We start from the raw sequence: 21,839 nt of genomic DNA, 5'->3' as shown, positions 1-21,839 counted from the left end.
GCCGGCGCCCCGGCGCCGGCGACGAGGCGGTTCTCCACTGCAGCGTCCGGGGCGACCCATGCGCGACGACCGGGGTTACCGCCCGGCGATATGGCGCTCGATCATCTCGACGGAGCAGGGGCTCTGATCGTCGATGCAGTAGCGCCAGTCGGGTGCAAACGGCATCCGCGCCGGATTCTTGACGATCAGCTCGGTCTTGATGAAGGGGAATTTGAACGTCTTGACCAGCACCGACGCCAATTGATGGGTCGGGTTCAGGGGAAAGTTGAACAGCCGCCGGCGCAACCCGTAGCGGTCGCGGATGCGTCTCGCCTCCTGCAGGTCGTGGATCCCGGCGGATGGCGGCTGGTCGATGGCGAAATTGGCGAACAGGTCGGGGCAGACGACGGACAGCTCCAGCTGTGCCTCGATGTCATCCAGCACGGCGTTCTCGAGCGTCTCGTGATCGATGACGGCGGCAACGAAATGGCGTTGCCGCATCGCCGACGTCAAGCCGATCTCGCCGCGCTGGATGAGGATCCATTTGCTGAATGAAACCCGCAGCTTGCGCAGAAAGGCGGTCAAATCCTCGGTGGCCCGGCGGCCGTGACCCAGCAGGAAATAGGACTGCAGATGAGCGCCACCCTGCAGGCTTTCGGTCAAGCCGAAGATCCCCTCGCTTGCCAGGCATTTCTCGATCCAGGGACCGAGCGGCGAGATGGGGCCGATATTGGAGTCGTTGGTCAGGAGGAGGCTGTCGAGGCCGGTTGTCTCGCCAGCCAGCAAGCGAAGCGCATCGGCCCAGGCGCCAAAGTCCAGCCCGTGATTGTCCCGCCGGATGACGGTTGCGCAAAACCCGCTCAGTCGCTCCAGGTCAGGTTTGGAGACACCGGCCGACATCGACACGAAGACGATCGAAAACCCCGCCTGCCGATAGGCGCGCAGCTGTTCGAGCACCATGTCCGAAACGACCGAAGTCTTCGAATAGGATGCGAAGAGGCAAAGCCGGCGCGGCCGTGACCCATCCGGAAACAGGGGATGGTTGTGGTGCACCTCCGGCGGCGCGAGGCGCATCAGAGAGGATTTGAGCAGCAGGTCCTTGCATGACCCGCCGACAATATCCCTGACATTGTCGAGGTGAAGGAACAGCCGCGAATAGCGCGCCCTGAGGCGGGCAAGCGGCGTCCGTCGGCGGGTCCGATAAGAATAGTCCTGCACGCGCCGCATCAAGGTTGCCTCAAGTTCCTGGACGAGACGAAAGCACTCGCGTCGACCCGACCGGGTTTCCATAGAGGACGGTCTGGCTACAGACAACTCAATGTTCTTGCGCGTCGCAAGATGAGCCAAGTTTGCGCAAATTGAGAATCGTATTGACCTTGTGGTGGCAGGTGATCTGGCCCGCGACCTGTCGATCCTTGCGGCCTGAATCCGGGACGTCTTACTGAATAGGGTCATGTCCCGTAGCGTGGTGTAGCTGGCGCAAGGCCCCACGATCACCGGCATAGGCCGGGCTGGTCAGGCTGCCACGGCTGGCAGGCCGACACTAGGATCATCGCTCAGGCCGGCCATGGTTTCCAGGGTCATGTAGCGGGCCCGCTGGACGGCCCATTCATCGTTCTGTTCGAGCAGGATCGCGCCGACGAGCCGGGCGATGGCGGCCTCGTTGGGGAAGATGCCGACCACCTCGGTCCTGCGCTTGATCTCGCCGTTGACGCGCTCCAGCGGATTGGTGCTGTGGAGCTTCGCCCGATGTTGCGTCGGGAAGGTCATATAGGCCAGCACGTCGGTCTCGGCGGTATCCATCAGAGCCGCCAGTTTCGGCACCGTTGGCCTGAGCTGGTCGGCGACCCGGCGCCATTGCTGGCTGGCGGCGGCGGCATCGTTCTGGGCGAAGGCGGTGGCGATGAAGGCTGAGACAACGCGCCGCCCGCTGCGGCCGGCATGGGCGAGCGCATTCCTCATGAAGTGCACGCGGCAGCGCTGCCAGGTCGCGGTGAGCACCTTGGAGACCGCCGCCTTGATGCCTTCGTGGCTGTCGGAGACGACGAGTTTTACGCCGCGCAGGCCGCGTCTGGCCAGTTTGCGCAAGAACGCCGTCCAGAACGTCTCTGCCTCGGAGGGGCCGATATCCATGCCCAGCACCTCGCGCCGACCGTCGCCGCTTACACCGACCGCCACGATCACCGCCACCGAGACAATCCGGCCGGCCTGGCGGACCTTCACATAGGTCGCGTCGATCCACAGATAGGGCCAGTCGCCCTCGATCGGCCGGTCGAGGAACGCATGGACGCGCTGGTCGATTTCCTCGCAGAGCCGGCTGACTTGGCTCTTCGAGATGCCGCTCATGCCCATCGCCTTGACCAGGTCATCGACCGAGCGGGTCGAGATGCCCTGGATGTAAGCCTCCTGGATCACCGCGGTCAGCGCCTTCTCGGCCAGCCGGCGCGGCTCCAGAAAGCCCGGAAAGTAGGAGCCTTTGCGTAGCCTCGGGATGCGCAGCTCGACCGTGCCGGCGCGGGTCTCCCAATCCCGCTCGCGATAGCCATTGCGCTGGGCCAGGCGGTCCGGGCTCTTCTCGCCGAAGCCGGCGCCGGCAAGGCCGCTGACCTCAAGCTCCATCAGCCGCCCGGCGGCAAAGCCGATCATCTCGCGCAGCAAATCGGCGTCGGGGCTCTTCTCCAGCAGCCCGCGCAGGTTCATCATCTCGTCGGTCATCGGTGGATCTCTCGGTTCGGGGTTGGTCGTCGCAACCCAAACCTAACCGGCAACCGCCGATGACCACCCGTCAGTTACACCACCAGTCGGGACACGACCCTGAATAGTCGGACTTCGAGGCCCACGGGCCGCGCCAAGCGAGGCGCAGCCAGCGCTGCGTGGTGCCGAATCCCGGCCGAGCGGGTTCTCCGGCCGCGGGGCCGGGAATCGGCACGCCGCGCCGCGGCGGCGTCACGCCCTGCCGGCTCTGCCGGCAACGGCCTGTCGGATTCGCACCTTCAGCTGAGCGCCGCCCTGACGCTCGCGATGATGCGGTCCTGCAGCGTCTCGTCGAGATAGGGGTGCATCGGCAGGCTGATGACTTCGCCGGCCAGCCGGTCGCTCACCGGCAGTCCGTTGCCAGCCACGGGATAATGCCTGTAGGCGCCTTGCTGGTTCAGGGGCTTGGGATAATAGATGGCGGTGGGCACGCCCTGGGCCTTCAGGCGGTTCGCGAATTCGGCCCGGTCGGCGCCGCGCAGCTTGACGGTATATTGGGCCCAGGACGAGACGCAGCCCGCCAGAACCAGCGGGACATCGACGATGTCGCTCAAAGCCGCGTCATAGCGGGCGGCGACGCGGTTGCGCGCGTCGACCTCGTCCGGGAATATCTTCAGTTTTTCCAGGAGAACCGCGGCCTGGATCGTGTCCATGCGGCCAGTCATGCCGACGCGCTGGTTGTCGTATTTGTCCTCGACATTCTGGCCGTGGATGCGGATCGAGCGCAGCAGCGCGGCCAATTCGGCATCGTCGGTGAAGATCGCGCCGCCGTCGCCGTAGCAGCCGAGCGGCTTGGCCGGAAAGAACGAGGTCGTGGTGGCCATGCCCATCATGCCGACCTTGCGGGTCTTGTAGGTGGCGCCGAACGACTGGGCCGCGTCCGACAGGATCCACAGCCCCTCCTCGGCACAGACCGGCTCCAGCGCGTCGTAATCGGCCGGCTGGCCGAACAGGTCGACCGGGATGAAGCCGACCGGCCTGAGGCCGAGTTCCCGGGCCTTGCGGATGCCGAGCACAACGGAGGCGGCATCGACGTTGAACGTGTCGGGGTGGACGTCGACGAAGACCGGCGTGGCGCCGAGCCGGACGACCACCGAGCCGGTGGAGACGAAGGTGAAGGCCGGGCAGAGCACGGCGTCGCCTGATTTCACGCCCTTGGCCATGAGGGTGATCAGCAGGGCATCGTCGCCGCTGGCGCAGGTCACCGCCTCCTTGCTGCCGCAGAATTCGGCGAGCGCCTGTTCCAGCGCGAAGACCTCGGGTCCCATGACATAGGCGCCGTGATTGACCACTTTCAGGATGGCTTCATCGACGCTTGTCCCCAGCCGGCGGCGCTGGGCGCCGAGATCGATGAACGGGATGGGGCTGAGCGTGGCGGCCTGGGTCATCGGGGGCGGTCTCTTGGCTGGCTGGGGCGGACCGGCCGGGGCCGGGCGCTCAAAAGAAAGGCTCTTGGACGCCGCAACTAGACGCGTCGGGCGCCAATCCCAAATCACTTTGTCTTTCCGCAGGTGACGGGCGGCCCGGCCGTCGGCGCTCCGGCATGGCGGCGGGGCGGACCGCGGCGGTCGGCGGATGCGGGTGAGACCGTGCTAATTTGCCGGCTGGTCCGCCGGTTCGTCGCTGGATCGCGCAAGGATGTCCTCGAGCGGACCCTCAGCGACGATCTGACCTTGTCGCAACAGGACCGCCCGGTTGCAGTACTGGCGCAGCGTGGCTGGACTGTGGGATGCGAGCACCAGGATGCGGGCGCGCGACAGCATCTCGTCCAGCCGTTTCTTGGCCTTTTCGACAAAGCCGATGTCGCCGGCGCTGATCATCTCATCGAGCAGGATGATGTCCGGCTGAACCGCGGTCGAGACGCCAAAAGCGAGGCGAAGGACCATGCCGCTCGAATAGGTGCGCATCGGGAGCTCGAGATAGGCACCGAGCTCGGAGAAATCGGCAATTTCGGGCACCATGGCGTTTGCGTCCGCGAAGGTCATGCCCAGGAAGACGCCGCGCAGCACGATGTTCTGCCGGCCGGTCAACTCGTAATCCATGCCCATGGTGAGATCGAGCAGCGACGAGACCTTTCCCTCGATTGTCGCGCTGCCTGACGACGGTTCGTAGGCGCCGCTCATCACCCGCAGCAGCGTCGACTTGCCCGCGCCGTTATGGCCGACGAGGGCAAGCCGGTCTCCGGGGCGCACTGTCAGATCGATGCCGCGAAGGGCCTGGACAGTGACACGATGACCTTCGCCCTTGCCGACCTTGCCGCCGACACGACGGAGAATGTCGTTACGCAGGGAACGGCCCTGGGCATTGTAAATCACGAAATCGACGCCGGCGTTTTGGATGATGATGGAGGCCACCGGCTTCTGCTCACAGCCAATAGACGATACGGGCACGAAAGCGCGTAAAGAGCGGGAGGCTCGCTGCCGCCAGCAGCAGGATCGCCGCGACAGCCAGCGAATAGGTCCAGGCACTGGGGACAATACCGCGCAACGGCTCCGCCACAATATGCAGGAACGCGGCAAATGGATTGTAGTTGACGACCCATGCCGCCTTACCGCGCAAACTCTCGGCGGGCCACATCACGGGCGTGATCAAAAACGCGATCTGGATGATGCTTTGGATGATCTGCGGCAGGTCGCGGAAGCGCGTGCACAGCAAGCCCAGCAGGAGCGCCGTGAAGAAGCCGGCGATCAGAATCAGACCGAGCCCGAGCGGAACCAGCAACCACGTCCAGGAGGGCCAGTGGCCCATGGCCAGGAAACAGATCGGCACCAGGATTATATTGTGCGCGAAACTCATGGTGTTGCGGACGAGGATACGCATTACAAAGACTGTTCTCGGGAGCGGCTCCTGGCGGAGGAAGCTCTCGGACTGCGTGAAGATTGTGCCGCTCTCGCCAATGATCCCCGCGATGAGAGCCCAGACGACCATGTTGGCCGCGATATAGGGAAGGAACTGCTGGATCGGCTGGTTGAACAGCATGCTGTAGACCAGGCCGATCGCGATCACGAAGATCGCCATGCTCACGGTGATCCACAACTGGCCGAGCCGCGACCGCGCGTAGCGCGAGCGGATATCGCCGGTGCCGAGCAGCCACCAGATCCGCCATTGACGGATTCCCGACGTGATGTCGCGGAAGGCGCGCCTTCGGTCGTCAGCGGACAAGGAAGTCAGCACTATCGATCCTTCGGAAGTCGCCAAATTTGAAACCGTCGCCGCCGAAGCTGCGATGCTTGGCTCTCCCATAGCAGAGCTGTTGGGAAAAAGGCGGCGAGAAATGGTCAAGATCGGCACTCTGGCGAACTCTCACTGATCGTAGCGGCGACCACGGTTCTGATCCAGAAGCGGGCTTCGGCTTCGGAAGCGACCTGCCTCTCCCGAGGTGACGGCGGGCTCGGTCGTCAGCGACCTGGCTTGGCCGCCAGCCGGGCCCGGGCGGCGGCCGCGAGGGCGTGCTGGGGGTGGCGGGCGATGACCATGTCGAGCGCCGCGGCGGTACCGGCGCGGATGGCGGCATCGAATTCCTCGCGGATCGCGATGTCGCCGTCACGTGCCCGTGGCGGGTCGTCACGATCGGGAGCGAAAGGGCCTGGGCGATCGGGCATTGGGGGCCTCGGCGGGATTGACGGGGAGGGCGAGAATGGGCAGAAGGCGGGCCGCCGCCTGTGCCCCGGGCGCGCCGGCCCGCCGGAGCTTCAGGCGGCTGTCAGCAAGAGCATGCTAGCGCGGCGATGGTGGCGCGGCGAGGGGTCCAGCTTGACCCTGATTCCCGCCAAATGCCCAGCCGCGGGATGGCCAGTTAACGTTTCGGCAAGGTCGGCGGTGCCATGGTGCCGCCGACGCCGGCATTGCATTGCCCTTATCCTTCAAGACGACATGGAGCGCCCATGTGCCTTGCCTGTTCGCTCATGTCCGGAAATCCCGTGCTTGCGGGCCTGAGGCATGACGGGGCCGCCGGTTTCGCCGCCACCGCCACCGGTGGGCCAATGGCGGCGGCGGCAGCCGGCGACACCGCGCAAGGGGGGACTGGCGTCCAGAACATCGATGGCCTGCTCACCGGCCAGAAGTGGGACAGCACCACACTCAGCTTCATGTTTCCGACCCGCAGCTATTTCGACGCGGGCTATTACGACCAGAATGCGCTGCAGGGGTTCCAGGTGGCCACCGCCGCCCAGCAGACGGCGGCGCGGGCGGCGTTTGCCGGTTATGCGGCGGTTTCGGGCCTGCGCTTCACCGAGGTCAGCGCTGCCGGCATTACCGGGCCGAATACGCCGGCCGTCGACATCACCATTGCCCGCTCGACCTATCCCGCGACTGCCTTTGCCTACTACCCCTATGACGATCAGGTGGGCGGCGACGTCTGGCTGGGCATCAATGGCGGCAACGGCAGTCCGGCCAAGGGCAATTACGGCTGGCACACCATGCTGCACGAGCTCGGCCATTCGCTGGGCCTGAAACACGGCCAGGAAACCGGCGGCCCGGGCAATATCGCGATGACCGCCGACCGGGATTCGATGGAATTCTCGGTCATGACCTACCGCGCCTATCCCGGCGCGCCGCTGACCGGCTACACCAACGAGAGCTATGGCTTCGCCCAGACGCTGATGATGTATGACATCGCGGCGATCCAGGCCATGTATGGCGCCAATTTCACCACCAATGCCGGCAACTCGACCTATACGTTCTCGCCGACATCGGGCGAAATGTTCATCAACGGCGTCGGCCAGGGTGCGCCCGGCGGCAACCGCGTCTTCCTGACGATCTGGGACGGCAACGGCACCGACACCTTCGACTTTTCCAACTACACGAGCAACGAAACCATCGACCTGACACCCGGCGGCTGGTCGGTTCTGTCGTCGGCGCAACTCGCCGGTCTCGGCAACGGCCACGTGGCCCGCGGCAACGTGTTCAATGCGCTGCAGTATAATGGCGATGTCCGGTCCTTGATCGAGAATGCGATCGGTGGTTCGGGCAATGACACGATCACGGGGAATGCGGCGGATAATGTTTTGGATGGGAGGGCGGGGAATGACACACTGTATGGTGGGCTAGGAAACGACACGTTGTACGGAGGGCTCGGCAACGACGTCCTTGCTGGCGGCGCCGATAATCCTGTCCTAGCGGTCGCTGGAACGCCAGCGCAGGCCGGCCGGATGGGCGCCGAGTGGAACCCCCTGGGTACGGGCGATTTCAACGGAGACGGCGTTGGGGATCTGCTCTGGATCAGTTCTGGCGAGGCTGCGCTATGGACCTTTGCCAACGGGGCCCTGTCTCAGTTCAATCCTATAGGCGGGCGGATGGGAGCGGAATGGACCGCCATCGGCACCGGCGATTTCAACGGTGATGGCAAGGCTGACATCGTCTGGACGACCTCTGGCCAGATCGCGATCTGGCAGATGAATGGCGCCAGCCTTCAAGTCTTCGCTCTGTCGGCCGGTAAAATGGGGGCTGAATGGAGCGTCGCCGGCATCGGCGATTTCAATGGCGACGGAAAGTCCGACATCTTCTGGACCACCGGCTCTGGCGACGGCGCGATCTGGTTGATGAACGGAACCAGCTTGCAAGGCTTCGGCGCGACAACCAGCCGGATGACGTCGGCTTGGCATGTGGCAGCTATCGGCGACTTCTATGGCAACGGTCGCGACGATGTGGTTTGGCAGAATACATCCGGGACGATCGCGATGTGGGCGATGAACGGCGCCACCGTCGCAACGGCCACGGCGAGTTTTGGCCAAATGGGTGCCGAGTGGCGCTTGGCGGGCTCCGGTGACTTCAACAAAGACGGCAAGGATGACCTCGTCTGGGTCGACACCTCGAACAATGTTCAGATTTTGCAGATGAACGGGGCGCAGATCACCCAGTTTACCTCGCTGGCGTCGCAGCTCGGTGCGACATGGAATTTGAAGAGTGTCAGTGATCAGAATGGGGATGGGGTCTCGGATCTTCTCTGGACCGACACGACCGGGCGAACGGCAGTCTGGACGTTCGCCGCTGCTGGCGACATCATGACCGGTGGCCCCGGTTCCGATACCTTCGTCTTCAATGCGCTGAACGAAACTGGCAAGAAAATTACGGATTTCCAGGCGGGCGCCGGCGGTGACGTTCTGCAGTTGCACGGTCTTCTGGCTGCCACCGGCTATGCTGGTACGGATGGCCTGAACGACGGTGTTGTCAAATTTGCGCAGTCAGGCGCGGACACCCTGGTTCAAATCGACACCGATCCCACTAATCAACATCATTGGGTCACGGCTGTGACGCTTCAAAATGTCGTCGCAGCGACAATCATCCACAACAACATCATCGCATAGTCGTTGGGTTTTCTGTCTCGCCGAAAAAATGGGCCAGGGTTGCCCGGCTCGCAATGCGCCCGAGTGCTTCCGCTTGCCCCTGTCCCGTCGTCCCCGTCAGAGATCGTCTGACGAAGGACATCGTTCAAAACTGGCCTCTCTCTTTCGTCGGGATCGTCAAGCTACTCGACGCAACGAAGCTTTCTGGCAAGGCCATAGGTACCATTCGCGGCTAGGAACGCTTCGCGAATATTGCCATGCTCAGCGTGATTTTCAGTCCCTTGAGGGCTGGCATCGGACCGCAGCAGCGATTTCTAAGCGGGCTCCGTGCTACGCCGCCCGCCATCTGGTGTGTGCATTGCAAAGTCGGTTGACCTTCAGCGGGATCTGGCACACCAGCTTTGGCCGATCCATTTTTGCATTCCAATTCAAGGCACGGACACGCAATTGCATCCGCTCGAAAGCATCGGACTCTGGGCGCAGCAGCTCACTCCTGACTTGAAGCCGAATCGTCCTGCGCTCTTTCTGGATCGGGACGGTGTCGTGGTCGAGGAGGTGCACTTCCTGCGGCGCATCGAAGATGTGCGGCTCAGCTTCGGCGTTGCCGAGGCAATCGCGAGGGTTAATGCTGGCGGTATTCCGGTGGTGATTGTCACAAACCAATCCGGGATCGCCCGAGGCCATTTCGGATGGGAAGAGTTTGCCACCGTACAGGCGGAAATCATCAGACAGCTTGCCACGCGGGGCGCCAGACTTGATGCTGTCCTCGCCTGCGCCTACCACGGCAGCGGGATCCCACCATTCGATGTCGATGAATGCGACTGGCGCAAGCCGGGTCCCGGAATGCTTTTTGCGGCGCGCGATCGCATGGAGCTCGATCTTGCGCGGTCGGTGATCATTGGCGACCGTCTCTCCGACCTTGAAGCCGGGCGAAACGCCGGACTGCGATCCGGCACGCTGGTGCTGACAGGATATGGCGCGGAGAATGTCCGCGCCCTCGAAGACTGTCGCTTCGATTGGGCGCGGAATGGCTATGAGACCGCGATTGCCGAAGGCCCTGCCGCGGCGATCGAAGCCGCGCTGAGGCAAATGTCCGCCTAGCGGCAGGCGGGTGTTACTCGAACGTAATGAACTCGTGATCGCCGGTATATCCGGTCTTGCCGAAGATCCACTCCCATTCCTGTGGCGTGTGGAACGCGCGGCAGGTGAGCTGCCAATACATCAGGTTCATCTTCTCGCGCTCGTTGCGATAGGCCTCGACGCACAAATATTTGGCGCCACGGCTGACGCGTTCCATCTCGCCGAGGGCCGAGAAGAGGTCGTAAACGTACAGATTGTGCAGCGTATTGATCGAGATGACGAGGTCGAAATGACCGTCCGGGAAGGGAAGCTTCGCGGCGGTTCCCTCGACGATCTTGTCCTTCACGCTTTCCATCGCGTGTTCGATGGCGTAGCCGGAGACGTCGATCCCGTGGACTTCCACGCCGGGCACGGATTCCGTGAAGTCGTGCAGCAGGAAGCCCTTGCCGGCGCCGACATCGAGGATGCGCATGCCGGGCTTGATGCCATAGGCAGCCACCATGGCGTCGGCGACCTTCCGCCAGCGGCCGTCATAGCGGTATCCGCCATAGCCGGTCTGGCGGCTGCCGTCCCAATAGTCGTGGCCCCACTCCAGCGCGAGTTCGGAGACCTCTGCCTTGTCTCGCTCGGTCACCCGGGCAAGGTAGTCGCGCTTGGTAGACTTGTGGACCAGACTTACGAACTCTCGATACGACATGGTTCCTCACTGGGGTCGTTGATCAAAGCTGGGTGGCGACGAGGTCGAGCTGGCGGCGCGCGTTGTCGATCTGCTGTTGCGCGCGGATGGCGCGGTCCCCTTCATCCGCGAAGGCTCGCCGGCTGGCGCCGATCGGCAGAAACTCATTGAGGATGATGCACACCCACTTCAACCGGTAGGCGGGCAGCAGGGTGCGGCAGCGCCACAGGTCATCCCGGACAAGGCCGAGCGGGCCTGCTATCGCGGCGACGAAGGCATCGAAGGCGGCCGGCGGTACGGGAACTTCCGGCTGGCAGAAGAAATCGCAGACGAGTTTGGCGGGGTCGTCACGGCCGGCATATTCGAAATCGATAAAGCCTGCCCTGCCGGCCTCATCCAGCAGAGCATTGTGAAAACCGAAATCCGAGGGTGACACGCATACCGAGGCGATCGATGCATCAAGGGCTATGCCCTCCGCTTTCGCGCCTTCGCTTATGGCGCTACTCGCGCGCTGCCAAAGGGGGTGCAGCCGGTTCGCGACCAAAGAGGCGGCCTCGGCGGCGAATGGCGCATGCTCGTCGATCCCGTCCAGTCGGGCCACCCGCCGGTCGACGGTCGCCAGGTGATCGGCCATCGAAAAGCAAGCTTCCGATCCCGGAGCAAGGCGCTCCGGTTGGCACGGCTCGCCGTTAATGGCGATCACGAAGTCGGCGGCCTTGGCGACAACAGCCGCATCGATTTCGTCGGCCGCGATCTTCCGTCCTGGAACAAAGTCGTACAACGCAGCGTGGCGCGCCTTGTCGCGGGTCAGCGGACGGGGCACGTTCCGCACGCCGCGTTCCCAGACATAGTTCAGGAAGCTCCACTCGGCTCCCAGCCGGTCGCGCGGGTCCCGTGGGTCGGAATGGTAGAGCTTGAGGACAACGCAGCTCCCGTCTTCCATGGAGACGTGAAAGACGCGGTTGTTCCGGCCTCCGGCGAGACGGCGCAAAGCGGTCGGCCTGGTCAATCCCGCAGCGCTTGCCAAGGTCTCGGCGAGGCCGGCGAGTTCCTCATCGGTCACTTCGCAGGCCCCAGCACCGCCGTCGCGACTTCGTCCCAGCCGCGATAATTCTCGACGCCTGCATAGCTCGCCATTCGGCCGGAATGTGCGCCTTCGGGATCGAAGAGAATGCGCCGTGCGGTGGCGGGAAAGCCCGGCATGGTCAGGATTTCCGGAAGATCGTCGATGAAAACGTCGATCCCAAGCGCGGCCGCGCGCGCGACCTTCTCTTCCTTGGTCGGCTCGAAGAATATTCGGTCGTCGGGGATCCGCCCTGAACCGGAGAGCCCCCTGGCTGCGAGGAAGCCGTGTGCGGCGGCATGCATGTCGTATTTCGGTCCGAGAATCGGATGCCGCGTCTTGTGGCTGACCACGAAGAGCTCGTGCCGCTCGGCGAGCGCGCGCGAGACGAAGGTTTCGCAACCGGGATAGGTGGACGCCAGGTCCATCCTCGTGCCGTAGACATAGCCCTGCAGTTCGGTGAACTCGTCCTTGCGGCCGGCTCCGTTGAGATAGTCGCGAACGGCGGTCTTTCCTGTCCCCAGCCCCTGTGGAACGAGGTCGCGCTCCAGGGCTGCGGCGTGAAAGACGCCGTCATAGCATGCGATCGTGTTGTCGAAGTCGATGCCGATGCGCAAGAGAGTTCCCCCGCTCACCGCTTCCTCATGTCGATGAGCGGCCTACCGATCCGCCCGGCGCGCAGGTCGTCAAGGGCTTCGTTGACCTGTTCCAGACTGTAGGGAGCAGACAGGAGGTCGCGAACCGGGTAGCGCGTTCCGCTGATGAGCCGGCCGTAGCGGGCATAGTCGCGATCGGGAACGCTGTCGCCACCCCAGGTGCCCAAAAGGCTCTTGCCTTGGTTGAAGACCGAAGGGTTGATGGTCAGCGCAGCATCGTGGCGAGCATTGCCGATGACCACCGCCTTGCCGCCCTGCATGCGCGTGACGCCGATGGCCGTCTTCATGACATCCGGCGAGCCGGTCGCTTCCACGGCCAAGTCGACACCATGAGGTGTGATTGCCTTGATCTGCTGGGCGACGTCGCCCTCGTTCGGGTCGATCACGTGCGTAGCGCCGAACGCGCGCGCGAGATCACGGCGTGCCGCCTTCAGGTCCACGCCGATCACCGGCGAGGCACCGGCGATCGCAGCCGCCATGACAGCATTGAGGCCAATGCCGCCAGTGCCGAAGACGACGACGGAGTCGCCAGCCTTGACATTGAGGACATTATAGACCGAGCCCATTCCGGTTGGCGCGGCACAGCCGAGCAGGACCGCGACATCCATTGGCAGGCCGTCCGGCAGGTGCGTCAAGCGGTTCTCCGAGACCACGGCATGGCGCTGGAACGTGGTGACGCCGCCGGCATTGACCGGTTTGCCGTCCCAGTCATAAACGGCGCCTCCGGCTTCGATGCCGGACCCCTTGATCCAGGACAGCACGACCTGATCGCCGGGCTTGACCTTGGTCACGGCCGACCCGATCTCGATCACAGTGCCGGTGCCTTCGTGGCCGAGACAATGGGGCACCCACTTGTCTTCGCCCTTGTCACCGGCAACTTCCATCAGCTGCGTGCCACAGGCTCCGGAATAGGCGACCTCTACCAGCACCTGGCCGGGCTTGAGCGGTGGTGTCTCGATGGTTGCAATGACCAACGGTTCGCCGGTCTTCACGAGCAGGGCGGCTTCAGTCTTCATCTTATCCTCGCAACACGATCGGCCGTTCAGGCCAATCGCTCCATGATGCGGTGTGCGATCTGGTGACCGGTGAGGCCAAGCTGCTCGCGCGCATATTCCTGTTCGCCGGAACGCTTGAAGAACGCGTCGGGTGTGCCGACGCGCATCAGCTTGCGGGTGTCTTGGCCGTTGTCGATGGCCCATTCCGCCACCGCCGAACCGAAACCGCCGATCAGGCTGTGCTCTTCGATGGTCACGACGAGCTTGAAGCGGGCAAGCGCCTCTTCCAGGCAAGCCTCGTCGAGAGGCTTCACCGTGTGGAAGCTGACAACGCGCGTCGAACGCCCGGCATCGCCGAGCATCTTGGCCGCTTCCACGGCCTCCGCCAGCATGTTTCCGGTCGACAGAAGGCAGATCTCATCGCCCTCGCTGATGGTGATCGCCTTGCCGATCTCGAAGTCGACCAGCGGCCCCTTATGAATTGTCGGCTCACCCTTCTTGCCCATGCGGATATAGGCCGGCTTGTCCTGCTTGGCGACCGCGCGAATGGCCGCGCGAACCTCCCACTGATCCCCGGGGCAAATGACCTTCATGTTCGGCAGGGCACGCAGGAAGGCGATGTCTTCGCAAGCGTGGTGCGTGGGGCCAAGGCCGGCATAGGCAAGGCCGGCGCCGACGGCCACGATGGTCACGGGAACGTCGTGGTAACAAACATCGGTGCGTATCTGCTCCAGGCAGCGCGTCGTCACGAACGGCGTGATCGTGTAGGTGAACGGCCTGAGGCCGTTCATCGCCAAGCCGGCTGCAAGGCCCGTCATATTGGCTTCGGCCACGCCACAATTGAAGAAGCGGTCGGGCTGAGCGGCACGGAACTTGTCGAACAGCTTGTTGCCGATATCGCCGGAAAGCATGACGACGCGCGGATCGTCCATGCCCAGCTTGGTCAGTTCATCGGCGAAGGCGTTTCTCATATGAGACCAAGCTCCTTGTGCGCGGCTTCAACCTCGGCGGCGGTCGGGGCGCGATAATGCCAGTTGTTGTCGTCCTCCATGAAGGAGACGCCCTTGCCCTTGACGGTGTGGGCGACGATCGCGACAGGTTTGCCCGAACCGTTCGGAATATTGCTCAGCAGCTTGGCGAGCAGGCCGACGTCGTGACCGTCGATTTCGATCGCATCCCAGCCGAAGCTTTCCCACTTCTCGCGCAATGGCGCCAGCTGCAGGGTTTCGTTCGAGCGGGCCGTCGCTTGCCATTTGTTGTAGTCGACGATCACGCACAAATTCTCGAGCTTCTGGGCCGCCGCAAACATGGCCGCTTCCCAGACCGAGCCTTCATTGCATTCGCCGTCCGACAGCAGCGCATAGACACGATAGGGCTGCGCCTTGTTGATGCGCCCGGAAAGCGCAATGCCGCATCCGATGGGCAGGCCATGACCGAGCGAACCGGTCGCTGCCTCGATGCCGGGCAGGAGGTTGGCCGGCGGGTGCTCGGCCAGCTGGCCCCCGTCCTGGTTGTAGGTGTCGAGCTTCTCGACGGGAAAAAAGCCGCGGAATGCGAGCGTGGTATAGATCGCCATCGCCGCGTGACCCTTGGACAGGATGAAGCGGTCGCGGGTCGGATCATTGGGCTTGGACGGCTCGATGCGCAGCGCATGCCAATATGCCGCTGCAAGGACATCGCAGCACGAGAGCGAGGAAGCGAGATGAGCGGACTGAGCCTGATGGCTCATCAGCACCACGCGTCCGCGCAGTTCCGCGGCTTTGCGCCGCAGCATCTCGGCATTAGGTTCCCTGAGCACCATATTCATTTTCTGTTCCCCAATCCTGGGCGAAATCGGCAGGTATTGCCTTACGGCTTGTGCACATAGGCGGCGGGCAGCCCCGGTAGATCGGAACGGAAGCGCTCTGCCCAGGCAATGACGTCGTCCAGTCCCTGGCTGAGCGAGATCCGGTCCTGCCAGCCGAGCCCGGTTCTCAGCTTGAAGCTGTCCAGCATATAGGCCTGGTCCTTTCCAGGCCGGTCGGGACCGATCTCGACATATTCCGTAAAGGATTTGCCGAGACGGCCAAGGATCATCTCAACGAGCTGACGGATCGTGACCAACTCATATCCCGAAATGTGGTAGGTTTCCCCCACGTTTCCGGTCAGCGCGATCTTCAGCGTGGCATCCGATACATCGCGCATGTGGATGAACACGCGAACGGATTTGCCGCCACCGTCGAGCTTCAGCTGCTGCCCGGTCATCGCGGCATAGATCGTCCGCGGAATGATCCGATAGAGCTGCTGGCCGGGCCCGTAGACATTGGCCGCCCGGGTGGAAACGGCCGGCAGTTGATAGGTGTCGACGAAGGTCTTGAGCGACATATCGCCGGCCGCACGCGAAACCGCATAGGGCGTGGAGGGGTTGAACGGCGTGTCCTCGCGAACCCATCCCTCGGTCGAGCCGTAAACTTCCGGCGTCGTCACGTGGACGTAGCGATCCAGGAAATCGAGACCGCGCAGCAGGACATGCAGGCGAACCGTGGAGACGACATTGGTCATCATCCAGTCGTCGGGTCGGTCCCAGCTTTGGCCCACCATGCTCTGGGCGGCGAAGTTCACGACATGGGTGAAGCGTTCACGCCGCATCAGGGCTCCCAGCTTGTCCAGGTCGTGATTGATGTCGATCTGATCGAAGCGCACCGAGCCGCGGCGCTTCTCCCATTTGTAGGGCAGCATCGCGAGATGCGGCTCCGCGGACCGGCTGGTCGCGACCACATCATATCCCTGCTCCGCGAGATAGTCGCAGAAGCTGGCGCCCGAAAACGAATTCGAGCCGAGAACCAGGAGTTTTGGATCTGCCATGGTCGCCTACAGTCCCAGGTCGTCGCGCCAAGAATAAAGGTGCTGCATGAGCATGTGGCCCAGAATCATCTGGGCATCCTCGGCGAGTTGCATGTCATTGGTCTCGAAATGGACACTGACGTCGGCCAATTCCTTCGCCTTGCCGCCTGAGAAGCCGACAAGGGCATAGGAGCGCATGCCGATCCGCTTGGCCTCTTCCAGCGCCACCAGGATGTTGTTGGAATTGCCGCTTCCGGAAATGGCGATCAGCACATCCCCCGGGTTGGCCTGCACCGCGAGTTGATAGGCGAAGATCTGATCGTAACCCTCATCATTGGCGATGCATGTGACGATCGCAGGGTTCGCCAGAAGGGAGTGCACGCGAAGGCCGGAGCCCTTGCGCTTCGAGATCGGGTACATGAAGTCGTTGGCAAGGTGTACGGCGCTGCCGCCAGCGCCGCCGTTGCCGATCAAGAACACCTGCCGTCCCGTCTTCCAGCAATCCACGAGGTCGTCGGCAAGCGCCACGGCCCCGGTCCAGTCCTGCTTGGAGAGCAATTCCCCGAGACGCGCCGAATAGGCCTGGAAATGGCCCGCATGCGCGGCCTTGCCAGCCTGCCGCAGGTCCAACATCACAGGATCTCCTGCTGCATCCATTTCATGCGATGGAAACTTGGCGAATCCTGCCAGGCGCCCTGGCGCCAAAGGCCGACCAACTCCTTGATGGCGTCCTCGACCGTTTTCTTGGGCCGGAAGCCCGTGGCCAGCAATCGGTCGGAATTGACCCGGTAGGATCGCGGATCATTCGACGGCGTCACCACGATCTCGGCATCGACGTGCTTGGCGACCATCTCCGCGATCTCTCGGATGGTGATATTCTCGAAGCCGGCATTGAAGATGCCGAGATGCTCGGGGTGGTCGAGCAGGAAGATGTAGAGGTCGGTGATATCGTCCATATGGACGTTCGGCCGCGTCTGCTCGCCGCCGAAAACAGTGATTTTGCCGTTCTTCAGCGCCAGCATCGTGAGCATGTTGACGGAGACATCGTTGCGCATGGTCGGCGAGAAACCGCAGACGGTCGCCGGTCGCACGATCTGCACCACCATTTCTTCCTTGTAGGAAAGAAGGATGCGTTCCGCGCACATTTTGGTCTTGTTGTATTCGCTGATCGGAACGAGCTCCAGGTCTTCGGTGACCTGCTCTTCGTCCTTCACACCATAGACGCTGCCGGATGAGGCATAAATGAAGCGTTTGACGCCCTGGCGGACCGCCATATCGGCCAACCGCATGGTCGCGAGGCAGCTGACTTCCCACGTGAGCTTCGGATTAAGGTCACCGGCCGGGTCGTTCGCGATGGACGAGAGGTGAATAATTGCGTCGATGCCGGTGAGGTCATATTCCTCAGGGTTGCAGACGTCTCCTTTGACAACTGTAAGCATCGGATGGGGGCGAAGATTGTTCCCGAACCACTGGATGTCGAAAGCCACAACTTCGTGGCCCTTTTCGAGCAATTTTGGCACGAGAACAGTGCCCTTGTAACCGCATGCACCCGTCACGAACAGTTTCATAAGCACCTACTCCCAAGGCAACTCAAACGCGCCGCCGAGCGACAGCAGTAGAGATATGCCCACGGTCGAACTCGCTCGTTTTCAATTCGATGTCAACCAACCGGGGCCGGATTTATCGGCCGCGTCCCGATGTGGCCGATACTCTCTCTCTGCGGCCTTGAGGCTCGCGGGCGAGCCTATATCACGGTGATATCCTGAGGTCTCCACGGCCAGAGTCTCGCCGATGAATCTGGGGATGACTTCCGTGGAAAAGTCGACGATCGGCTTGCCCAGGCTCGCGATGAACTCGGCTATCTCGGGCTCGCAGATATAAACAGCCGCGTTGGCCAAATTGCCCGGAGGATCCGGAACTTTCTCGTGGAACGCTTGAAGCACGCAGGCGGCATCCAGCTCCAATACTCCGCAGGATCTCGGGTCGTCGGTCCTGAAGGCCAGCATGCTCATGGCGCACCCCTTCGGCCGATCCTCGTGACGGCGCCGGAACGTTGAAACGTCGAAGTCGGTGAGATTGTCCGCGTGGGCGAGCAGGAAAGGCGCGCCGTTCAGCCAGTCGCGATTCGCGAGGACCGTGCCGCCGGTCCCCAGGAGCTCCTCCTCGTGGACCAGATCGATCCGAGAGCGCCAAGGCGAGGCGGCTACATAGTCGCGCACCGGCAAGGCGAGCCAATGCGTGTTGATGAGCACGCGCTCGATTCCACCAGCAAAGAGATGCTCCAGCCAATAGCCGAGCAAGGGCTTGCCGTGCACAGGAACGAGGCACTTGGGCACGGTGAGGGTGAGTGGTCTCAGCCGTGTCCCGAGGCCGGCTGCAAGGAGCAATGCCCGCATCTTCCGTCTACTCCTCTGGATGCCGCTACTCGATATCGGGCTGGTCGAGTTCAATGAGAATGTCGCTGGCCTTCAAGGGCGAGTTTCCGACGCGGGAGATCTGGCAGGCGGCAGCTATGCCGCCCAGATAGGCGCTGCGCCAAATGTCTGCCCCGGTGCAAAGCGCGATGGAGGCTGCGGTGAAAAGGCTGTCGCCGGCTCCCGCGACATCCTTCGGGGCCTTATTCATCGCAGGGAGCCTGTCCGTTAGCGGCTGGCCGTCCTCGCCGCGGCCGAGAATCAGCATGCCCTCGCCGCCGAGCGTAATGATGACGCTCTCGGCCATCGCCTTTTCGTGCAGGTCCTGCGCGAGGAAAGCGAGGCCCGAGTTCGAGTCGTGGAGCGCCAGGCGCGCTTCGCGCTCGGTGGGCGTGACCAGCGCCATGCCGCGGAAGCGGGAGATGTCCGACATCTGCGACGATGCCTGGCTGTCGGCGGTCATGGGAATGCCGCGCTCTCTCGCCAGCTTGGTGACCTGGTCGACGAAGCGCTGGGGCAGGCAGCCGTAGTTGAAGTCGGAGAACATGATGAGGTCGGTATCGTTCAAGACTGCCGTCAACTGATCCAGCATCGTATCGCTGATCTCCGCGCTCACCGCGTGCTGCCGCAAATGGTTGACCCTCAACAGGGTCTTGTTATGGGCACGATAGCGCTGCTTGCGGGTCGTCGGTCTGGTCTCGTCTCGAAAAGCATGGACCTCGACATTCATGTCTTTCAAGGCTGCGCAGGCATAGTCCGCGGCGTCATCCGCGCCGAACACACTGAAGAAGCGGGTCTGCGCCCCGAGATTTCGCGCGTGTGCCGCAACGACACCGGCTCCGCCGACGAAAGTCTTGGTTTCGAGCGGCGTCACGACGATCGTCGGGTCCTCCTGGGACATGCCCAGCGGCTCGCAGGTAATGTAGTCGTCGATGATGATGTCGCCGATGACAGTGACGCGAACTTTCTCAAAATCTCCGAGCAGCCTGTGGAGGTCAGCCATTTCGAAGCGATGTCGGGCGTGAAAGTTCGGCGGCTTGTGAATGGTCGAAAAGACGGTATCGGTGTATTCTTTCTGCAGTAACTCCATCGAGGCGAACCGCATTTCGCCTGACGAGAAGATGAGCTTGCCGCCATAGCCCACGACAGCCTTGGCCTCGGGATTATTCAGTTGCTCGAATTCCTTGCCCTTGACCACGAAATCAGGCTTCAGGCGGGAAATGAACTGTGTTGGGCTTTCCGACAGGAGCACGGCATTCTGTACAAACGACAGCGCCAGAATACTCTCGATGCGCATCTCCCCGGGAACGGTCACTCCTGACGTGCCGTCCGGGTTGAGGCCTACGACAAGCACGTCGGCGAGATCCGACGCAAAGCGCAATAGCCGCAGATGTCCAGGATGAAGGATGTTGAAATTGCCGGAAACGAACGCCACGCGGCTGCCGTTCGGGACATTCAACCTGATTCGATCGGCGCTGGACTGCAATCGCATCACTCCGAATTGGCGAGAGGCCGGGCTATCGTCGGCCACGAACTCGTATTGCAGGTGCCTTCAAGAAGGGACCCGGTTGATTGGCTGCCCAATAGACGCTCTCCCTGTCAGCAACAAGGGGCTGGTCGATGGAAGATGCTCGTTCGGAGCCGCCCGCCCGACGTGCAGCGGTATTCAGGTCCGCTAGTCGTCCAGACTGCCAATATTCTGGCATTTTCTCGAGCCTGCGTGGATTGCCGAGTCGCTTCGATCGCTTATCCACGTTGCTAAGTCTCGGCCAGTCATCTACTAAGGCACCAATTAGGCATTGGCGGTCGTGGCGTACCTCACAGATCGTTTGCTGCGAAGCAGGCTGCGACGAAGTTTGTCGGTGGAACAGCGCAATGCGGGCTGAACGCGGGCTCGGTTTCACCGCTCGGTCGGTCGGACTATCGACGAGTGCGGTCCTATGACATCCGTAAGCGCGGAAGATGCTATCATCCTCTCGGTCGTCATTCCTAATTTCAACCACGGCGCCCATATCGGCGCGGCCGTTCGGGCTGCTGCGGAGCAAGTACCGCCTCCCGATGAGATCATAGTCGTCGATGATGGCTCGACTGATGACAGTCTTGGTGTCCTCGAGCGCCTGCGCAATAGTTACCCCCAGCTTCGCATCGTCGCCCTGCCGGAAAATGGCGGCGCCATCCGGGCCCTCAATCGCGGTTTGCAGGAGGCTCGCGGAGCCTGTGTCTATTTTGGCGCCGCCGACGACCTGACCAAGCCGGGCCTTTTCAAGGCCACGCTTGATCTGCTTGCGAGCTTCCCGGGCGCAGCCTTCGCCTGCGCCGAGGGTGAGGTCGTCGATATGGACACCGGGGAGATCAGCTGCCGCCCGCCGGTGCGTCCGTCGCTTCACCCGAAACATTTCACGCCCGCCGAGGTGGCGGGCCTTTTCGAGCGGTTTGACAACTGGATCGTGACCGGGGCTGCCGTGGTGCGTCGGGATCGAATCGTTGAGGCAGGCGGCTTCGACCCCGCGCTTGGCCCGATGGCAGACGGCTATGCGTTACGGCGGCTGGCCTTCCTCCATGGCTGTTGCTTTGCCCCCGTCACGGGCGTGATTTGGCAGATTCGCGCGACCGGACTGTCGCGAGGGCAGGCCGCCGATGCGGAGGGGGCCCTGAGGGGGCTCATCCTCGCACGCGAAATGATGCGCGCTGACCCTGCTTTCCCGGATTGGTATCCGGAGTCATTCGAACGGCGCTGGCGCTTCGCGGTTAGCCGCCTGGCTGTGCAGGCGCGGCCAATGAACTCAGAGGTGCTGGTGCAGATGGGCGGCCGCGGTCCCATCGGGCGGGTGGTCCTTGCCGCGGCCGCCTCCCTCAGTGGCCCGCTCGGCCGATTGGTCGCCCTCGCCTGGCTCACTCTCAGAGAGCGGCCGACCTCGTTCACCGGGCTCGCGACGACGTGGCTGTCCCGGCGGGGCTTTGCGCCGCGGTTGGGACGTCTGGCGTCGAGCGCGAAGCCGCGCATACCGTGACTCGCTTCACGCTGGCCCGGCCCAAGACCCGAAGCGCATTTGCGCCTCGCCGATCTGTCCAGGCCGGTCCCCTCGATCATGTCCGTGCGGCGACGCGCATTGGC

General features: G+C 63.0%; 20 protein-coding genes. 3 read left to right on the top strand and 17 right to left on the bottom strand.

Translation table 11 applies throughout. The features are described from left to right. Positions 1–75: 75 nt before the first annotated feature. From E8M01_RS02435 to E8M01_RS02410, 6 genes are all read right to left on the bottom strand, one after another. Positions 76–1,434, bottom strand: coding sequence for a rhamnan synthesis F family protein (locus E8M01_RS02435; RefSeq protein WP_170181741.1), 1,359 nt, complete (start codon positions 1,432–1,434; stop codon positions 76–78). 60 nt (positions 1,435–1,494) lie between these two features. Further along, complete coding sequence (locus tag E8M01_RS02430) at positions 1,495–2,694, bottom strand: IS256 family transposase (protein ID WP_136958310.1); 1,200 nt, start codon at positions 2,692–2,694, stop codon at positions 1,495–1,497. A 278-nt stretch (positions 2,695–2,972) separates the two neighbouring features. Further along, on the bottom strand, positions 2,973–4,121 hold the full coding sequence (locus tag E8M01_RS02425; protein WP_136958653.1) for a DegT/DnrJ/EryC1/StrS family aminotransferase: 1,149 nt from the start codon (positions 4,119–4,121) through the stop codon (positions 2,973–2,975). A gap of 204 nt (positions 4,122–4,325) precedes the next feature. Beyond that, positions 4,326–5,087 (bottom strand): ABC transporter ATP-binding protein, encoded by a 762-nt coding sequence (locus E8M01_RS02420; RefSeq protein WP_136958652.1) that lies wholly within the window; start codon positions 5,085–5,087, stop codon positions 4,326–4,328. A 10-nt stretch (positions 5,088–5,097) separates the two neighbouring features. Beyond that, positions 5,098–6,015 (bottom strand): ABC transporter permease, encoded by a 918-nt coding sequence (locus tag E8M01_RS02415; protein WP_215908847.1) that lies wholly within the window; start codon positions 6,013–6,015, stop codon positions 5,098–5,100. Between the two features lie 116 nt (positions 6,016–6,131). Then, positions 6,132–6,335 carry a hypothetical protein gene (locus E8M01_RS02410; RefSeq protein WP_136958651.1) on the bottom strand — a complete coding sequence of 68 codons (204 nt, stop codon included), beginning with the start codon at positions 6,333–6,335 and terminating at the stop codon, positions 6,132–6,134. A 318-nt stretch (positions 6,336–6,653) separates the two neighbouring features. Here E8M01_RS02410 and E8M01_RS02405 point away from each other — a divergent pair, with 318 nt between their 5' ends. Then, positions 6,654–9,038: an FG-GAP-like repeat-containing protein gene (locus E8M01_RS02405; RefSeq protein WP_170181740.1), complete on the top strand. Its 2,385-nt coding sequence runs from the start codon at positions 6,654–6,656 to the stop codon at positions 9,036–9,038. Positions 9,039–9,464: 426 nt separating this feature from the next. Further along, positions 9,465–10,118 carry a D-glycero-alpha-D-manno-heptose-1,7-bisphosphate 7-phosphatase gene (locus E8M01_RS02400; protein WP_170181739.1) on the top strand — a complete coding sequence of 218 codons (654 nt, stop codon included), beginning with the start codon at positions 9,465–9,467 and terminating at the stop codon, positions 10,116–10,118. Between the two features lie 13 nt (positions 10,119–10,131). On the opposite strand, the gene E8M01_RS02395 is transcribed toward E8M01_RS02400, so the two are convergent. The 11 genes from E8M01_RS02395 to E8M01_RS02345 all read right to left on the bottom strand — a co-directional run bounded on the left by E8M01_RS02395 (position 10,132) and on the right by E8M01_RS02345 (position 20,216). Beyond that, the gene (locus E8M01_RS02395) at positions 10,132–10,794 is read right to left on the bottom strand and encodes a class I SAM-dependent methyltransferase (protein WP_136958648.1); all 663 of its coding nucleotides are present in this window, start codon (positions 10,792–10,794) and stop codon (positions 10,132–10,134) included. 22 nt (positions 10,795–10,816) lie between these two features. Beyond that, positions 10,817–11,836, bottom strand: a complete 1,020-nt coding sequence (locus E8M01_RS02390; protein ID WP_136958647.1) for a phosphotransferase — start codon at positions 11,834–11,836, stop codon at positions 10,817–10,819. Beyond that, a complete protein-coding gene (locus E8M01_RS02385) occupies positions 11,833–12,453 on the bottom strand; it encodes a hypothetical protein (protein ID WP_246088571.1) in 621 nt (206 codons plus the stop codon). The genes E8M01_RS02390 and E8M01_RS02385 overlap by 4 nt, the downstream gene beginning before the upstream one ends. Positions 12,454–12,467: 14 nt before the next feature. Next, positions 12,468–13,508, bottom strand: a complete 1,041-nt coding sequence (locus E8M01_RS02380; protein WP_136958646.1) for a zinc-binding dehydrogenase — start codon at positions 13,506–13,508, stop codon at positions 12,468–12,470. A 26-nt stretch (positions 13,509–13,534) separates the two neighbouring features. Further along, positions 13,535–14,458, bottom strand: coding sequence for a transketolase family protein (locus tag E8M01_RS02375; protein WP_136958645.1), 924 nt, complete (start codon positions 14,456–14,458; stop codon positions 13,535–13,537). Further along, on the bottom strand, positions 14,455–15,294 hold the full coding sequence (locus E8M01_RS02370) for a transketolase (protein WP_136958644.1): 840 nt from the start codon (positions 15,292–15,294) through the stop codon (positions 14,455–14,457). Before E8M01_RS02370 ends, E8M01_RS02375 begins: the two co-directional genes overlap by 4 nt. 41 nt (positions 15,295–15,335) lie before the next feature. Beyond that, positions 15,336–16,331: a GDP-mannose 4,6-dehydratase gene (locus E8M01_RS02365; protein WP_136958643.1), complete on the bottom strand. Its 996-nt coding sequence runs from the start codon at positions 16,329–16,331 to the stop codon at positions 15,336–15,338. 6 nt (positions 16,332–16,337) lie between these two features. Beyond that, positions 16,338–16,943 (bottom strand): SIS domain-containing protein, encoded by a 606-nt coding sequence (locus E8M01_RS02360; RefSeq protein WP_136958642.1) that lies wholly within the window; start codon positions 16,941–16,943, stop codon positions 16,338–16,340. Further along, positions 16,943–17,878: an NAD-dependent epimerase/dehydratase family protein gene (locus tag E8M01_RS02355; protein WP_136958641.1), complete on the bottom strand. Its 936-nt coding sequence runs from the start codon at positions 17,876–17,878 to the stop codon at positions 16,943–16,945. The genes E8M01_RS02360 and E8M01_RS02355 overlap by 1 nt, the downstream gene beginning before the upstream one ends. Positions 17,879–17,959: 81 nt before the next feature. Next, complete coding sequence (locus E8M01_RS02350; protein WP_136958640.1) at positions 17,960–18,706, bottom strand: nucleotidyltransferase family protein; 747 nt, start codon at positions 18,704–18,706, stop codon at positions 17,960–17,962. 25 nt (positions 18,707–18,731) lie between these two features. Then, positions 18,732–20,216, bottom strand: a complete 1,485-nt coding sequence (locus E8M01_RS02345) for a PfkB family carbohydrate kinase (protein ID WP_136964409.1) — start codon at positions 20,214–20,216, stop codon at positions 18,732–18,734. A 448-nt stretch (positions 20,217–20,664) separates the two neighbouring features. On the opposite strand from E8M01_RS02345, the gene E8M01_RS02340 reads away from it, so the two are divergent. Then, complete coding sequence (locus E8M01_RS02340) at positions 20,665–21,735, top strand: glycosyltransferase family 2 protein (RefSeq protein WP_136958639.1); 1,071 nt, start codon at positions 20,665–20,667, stop codon at positions 21,733–21,735. Positions 21,736–21,839 lie beyond the last annotated feature (104 nt).

The sequence above is a fragment of the Phreatobacter stygius genome (assembly GCF_005144885.1).
Taxonomy (GTDB): Bacteria; Pseudomonadota; Alphaproteobacteria; order Rhizobiales; family Phreatobacteraceae; genus Phreatobacter; species Phreatobacter stygius.
This window is presented reverse-complemented; position numbering and strand designations above follow the sequence as displayed.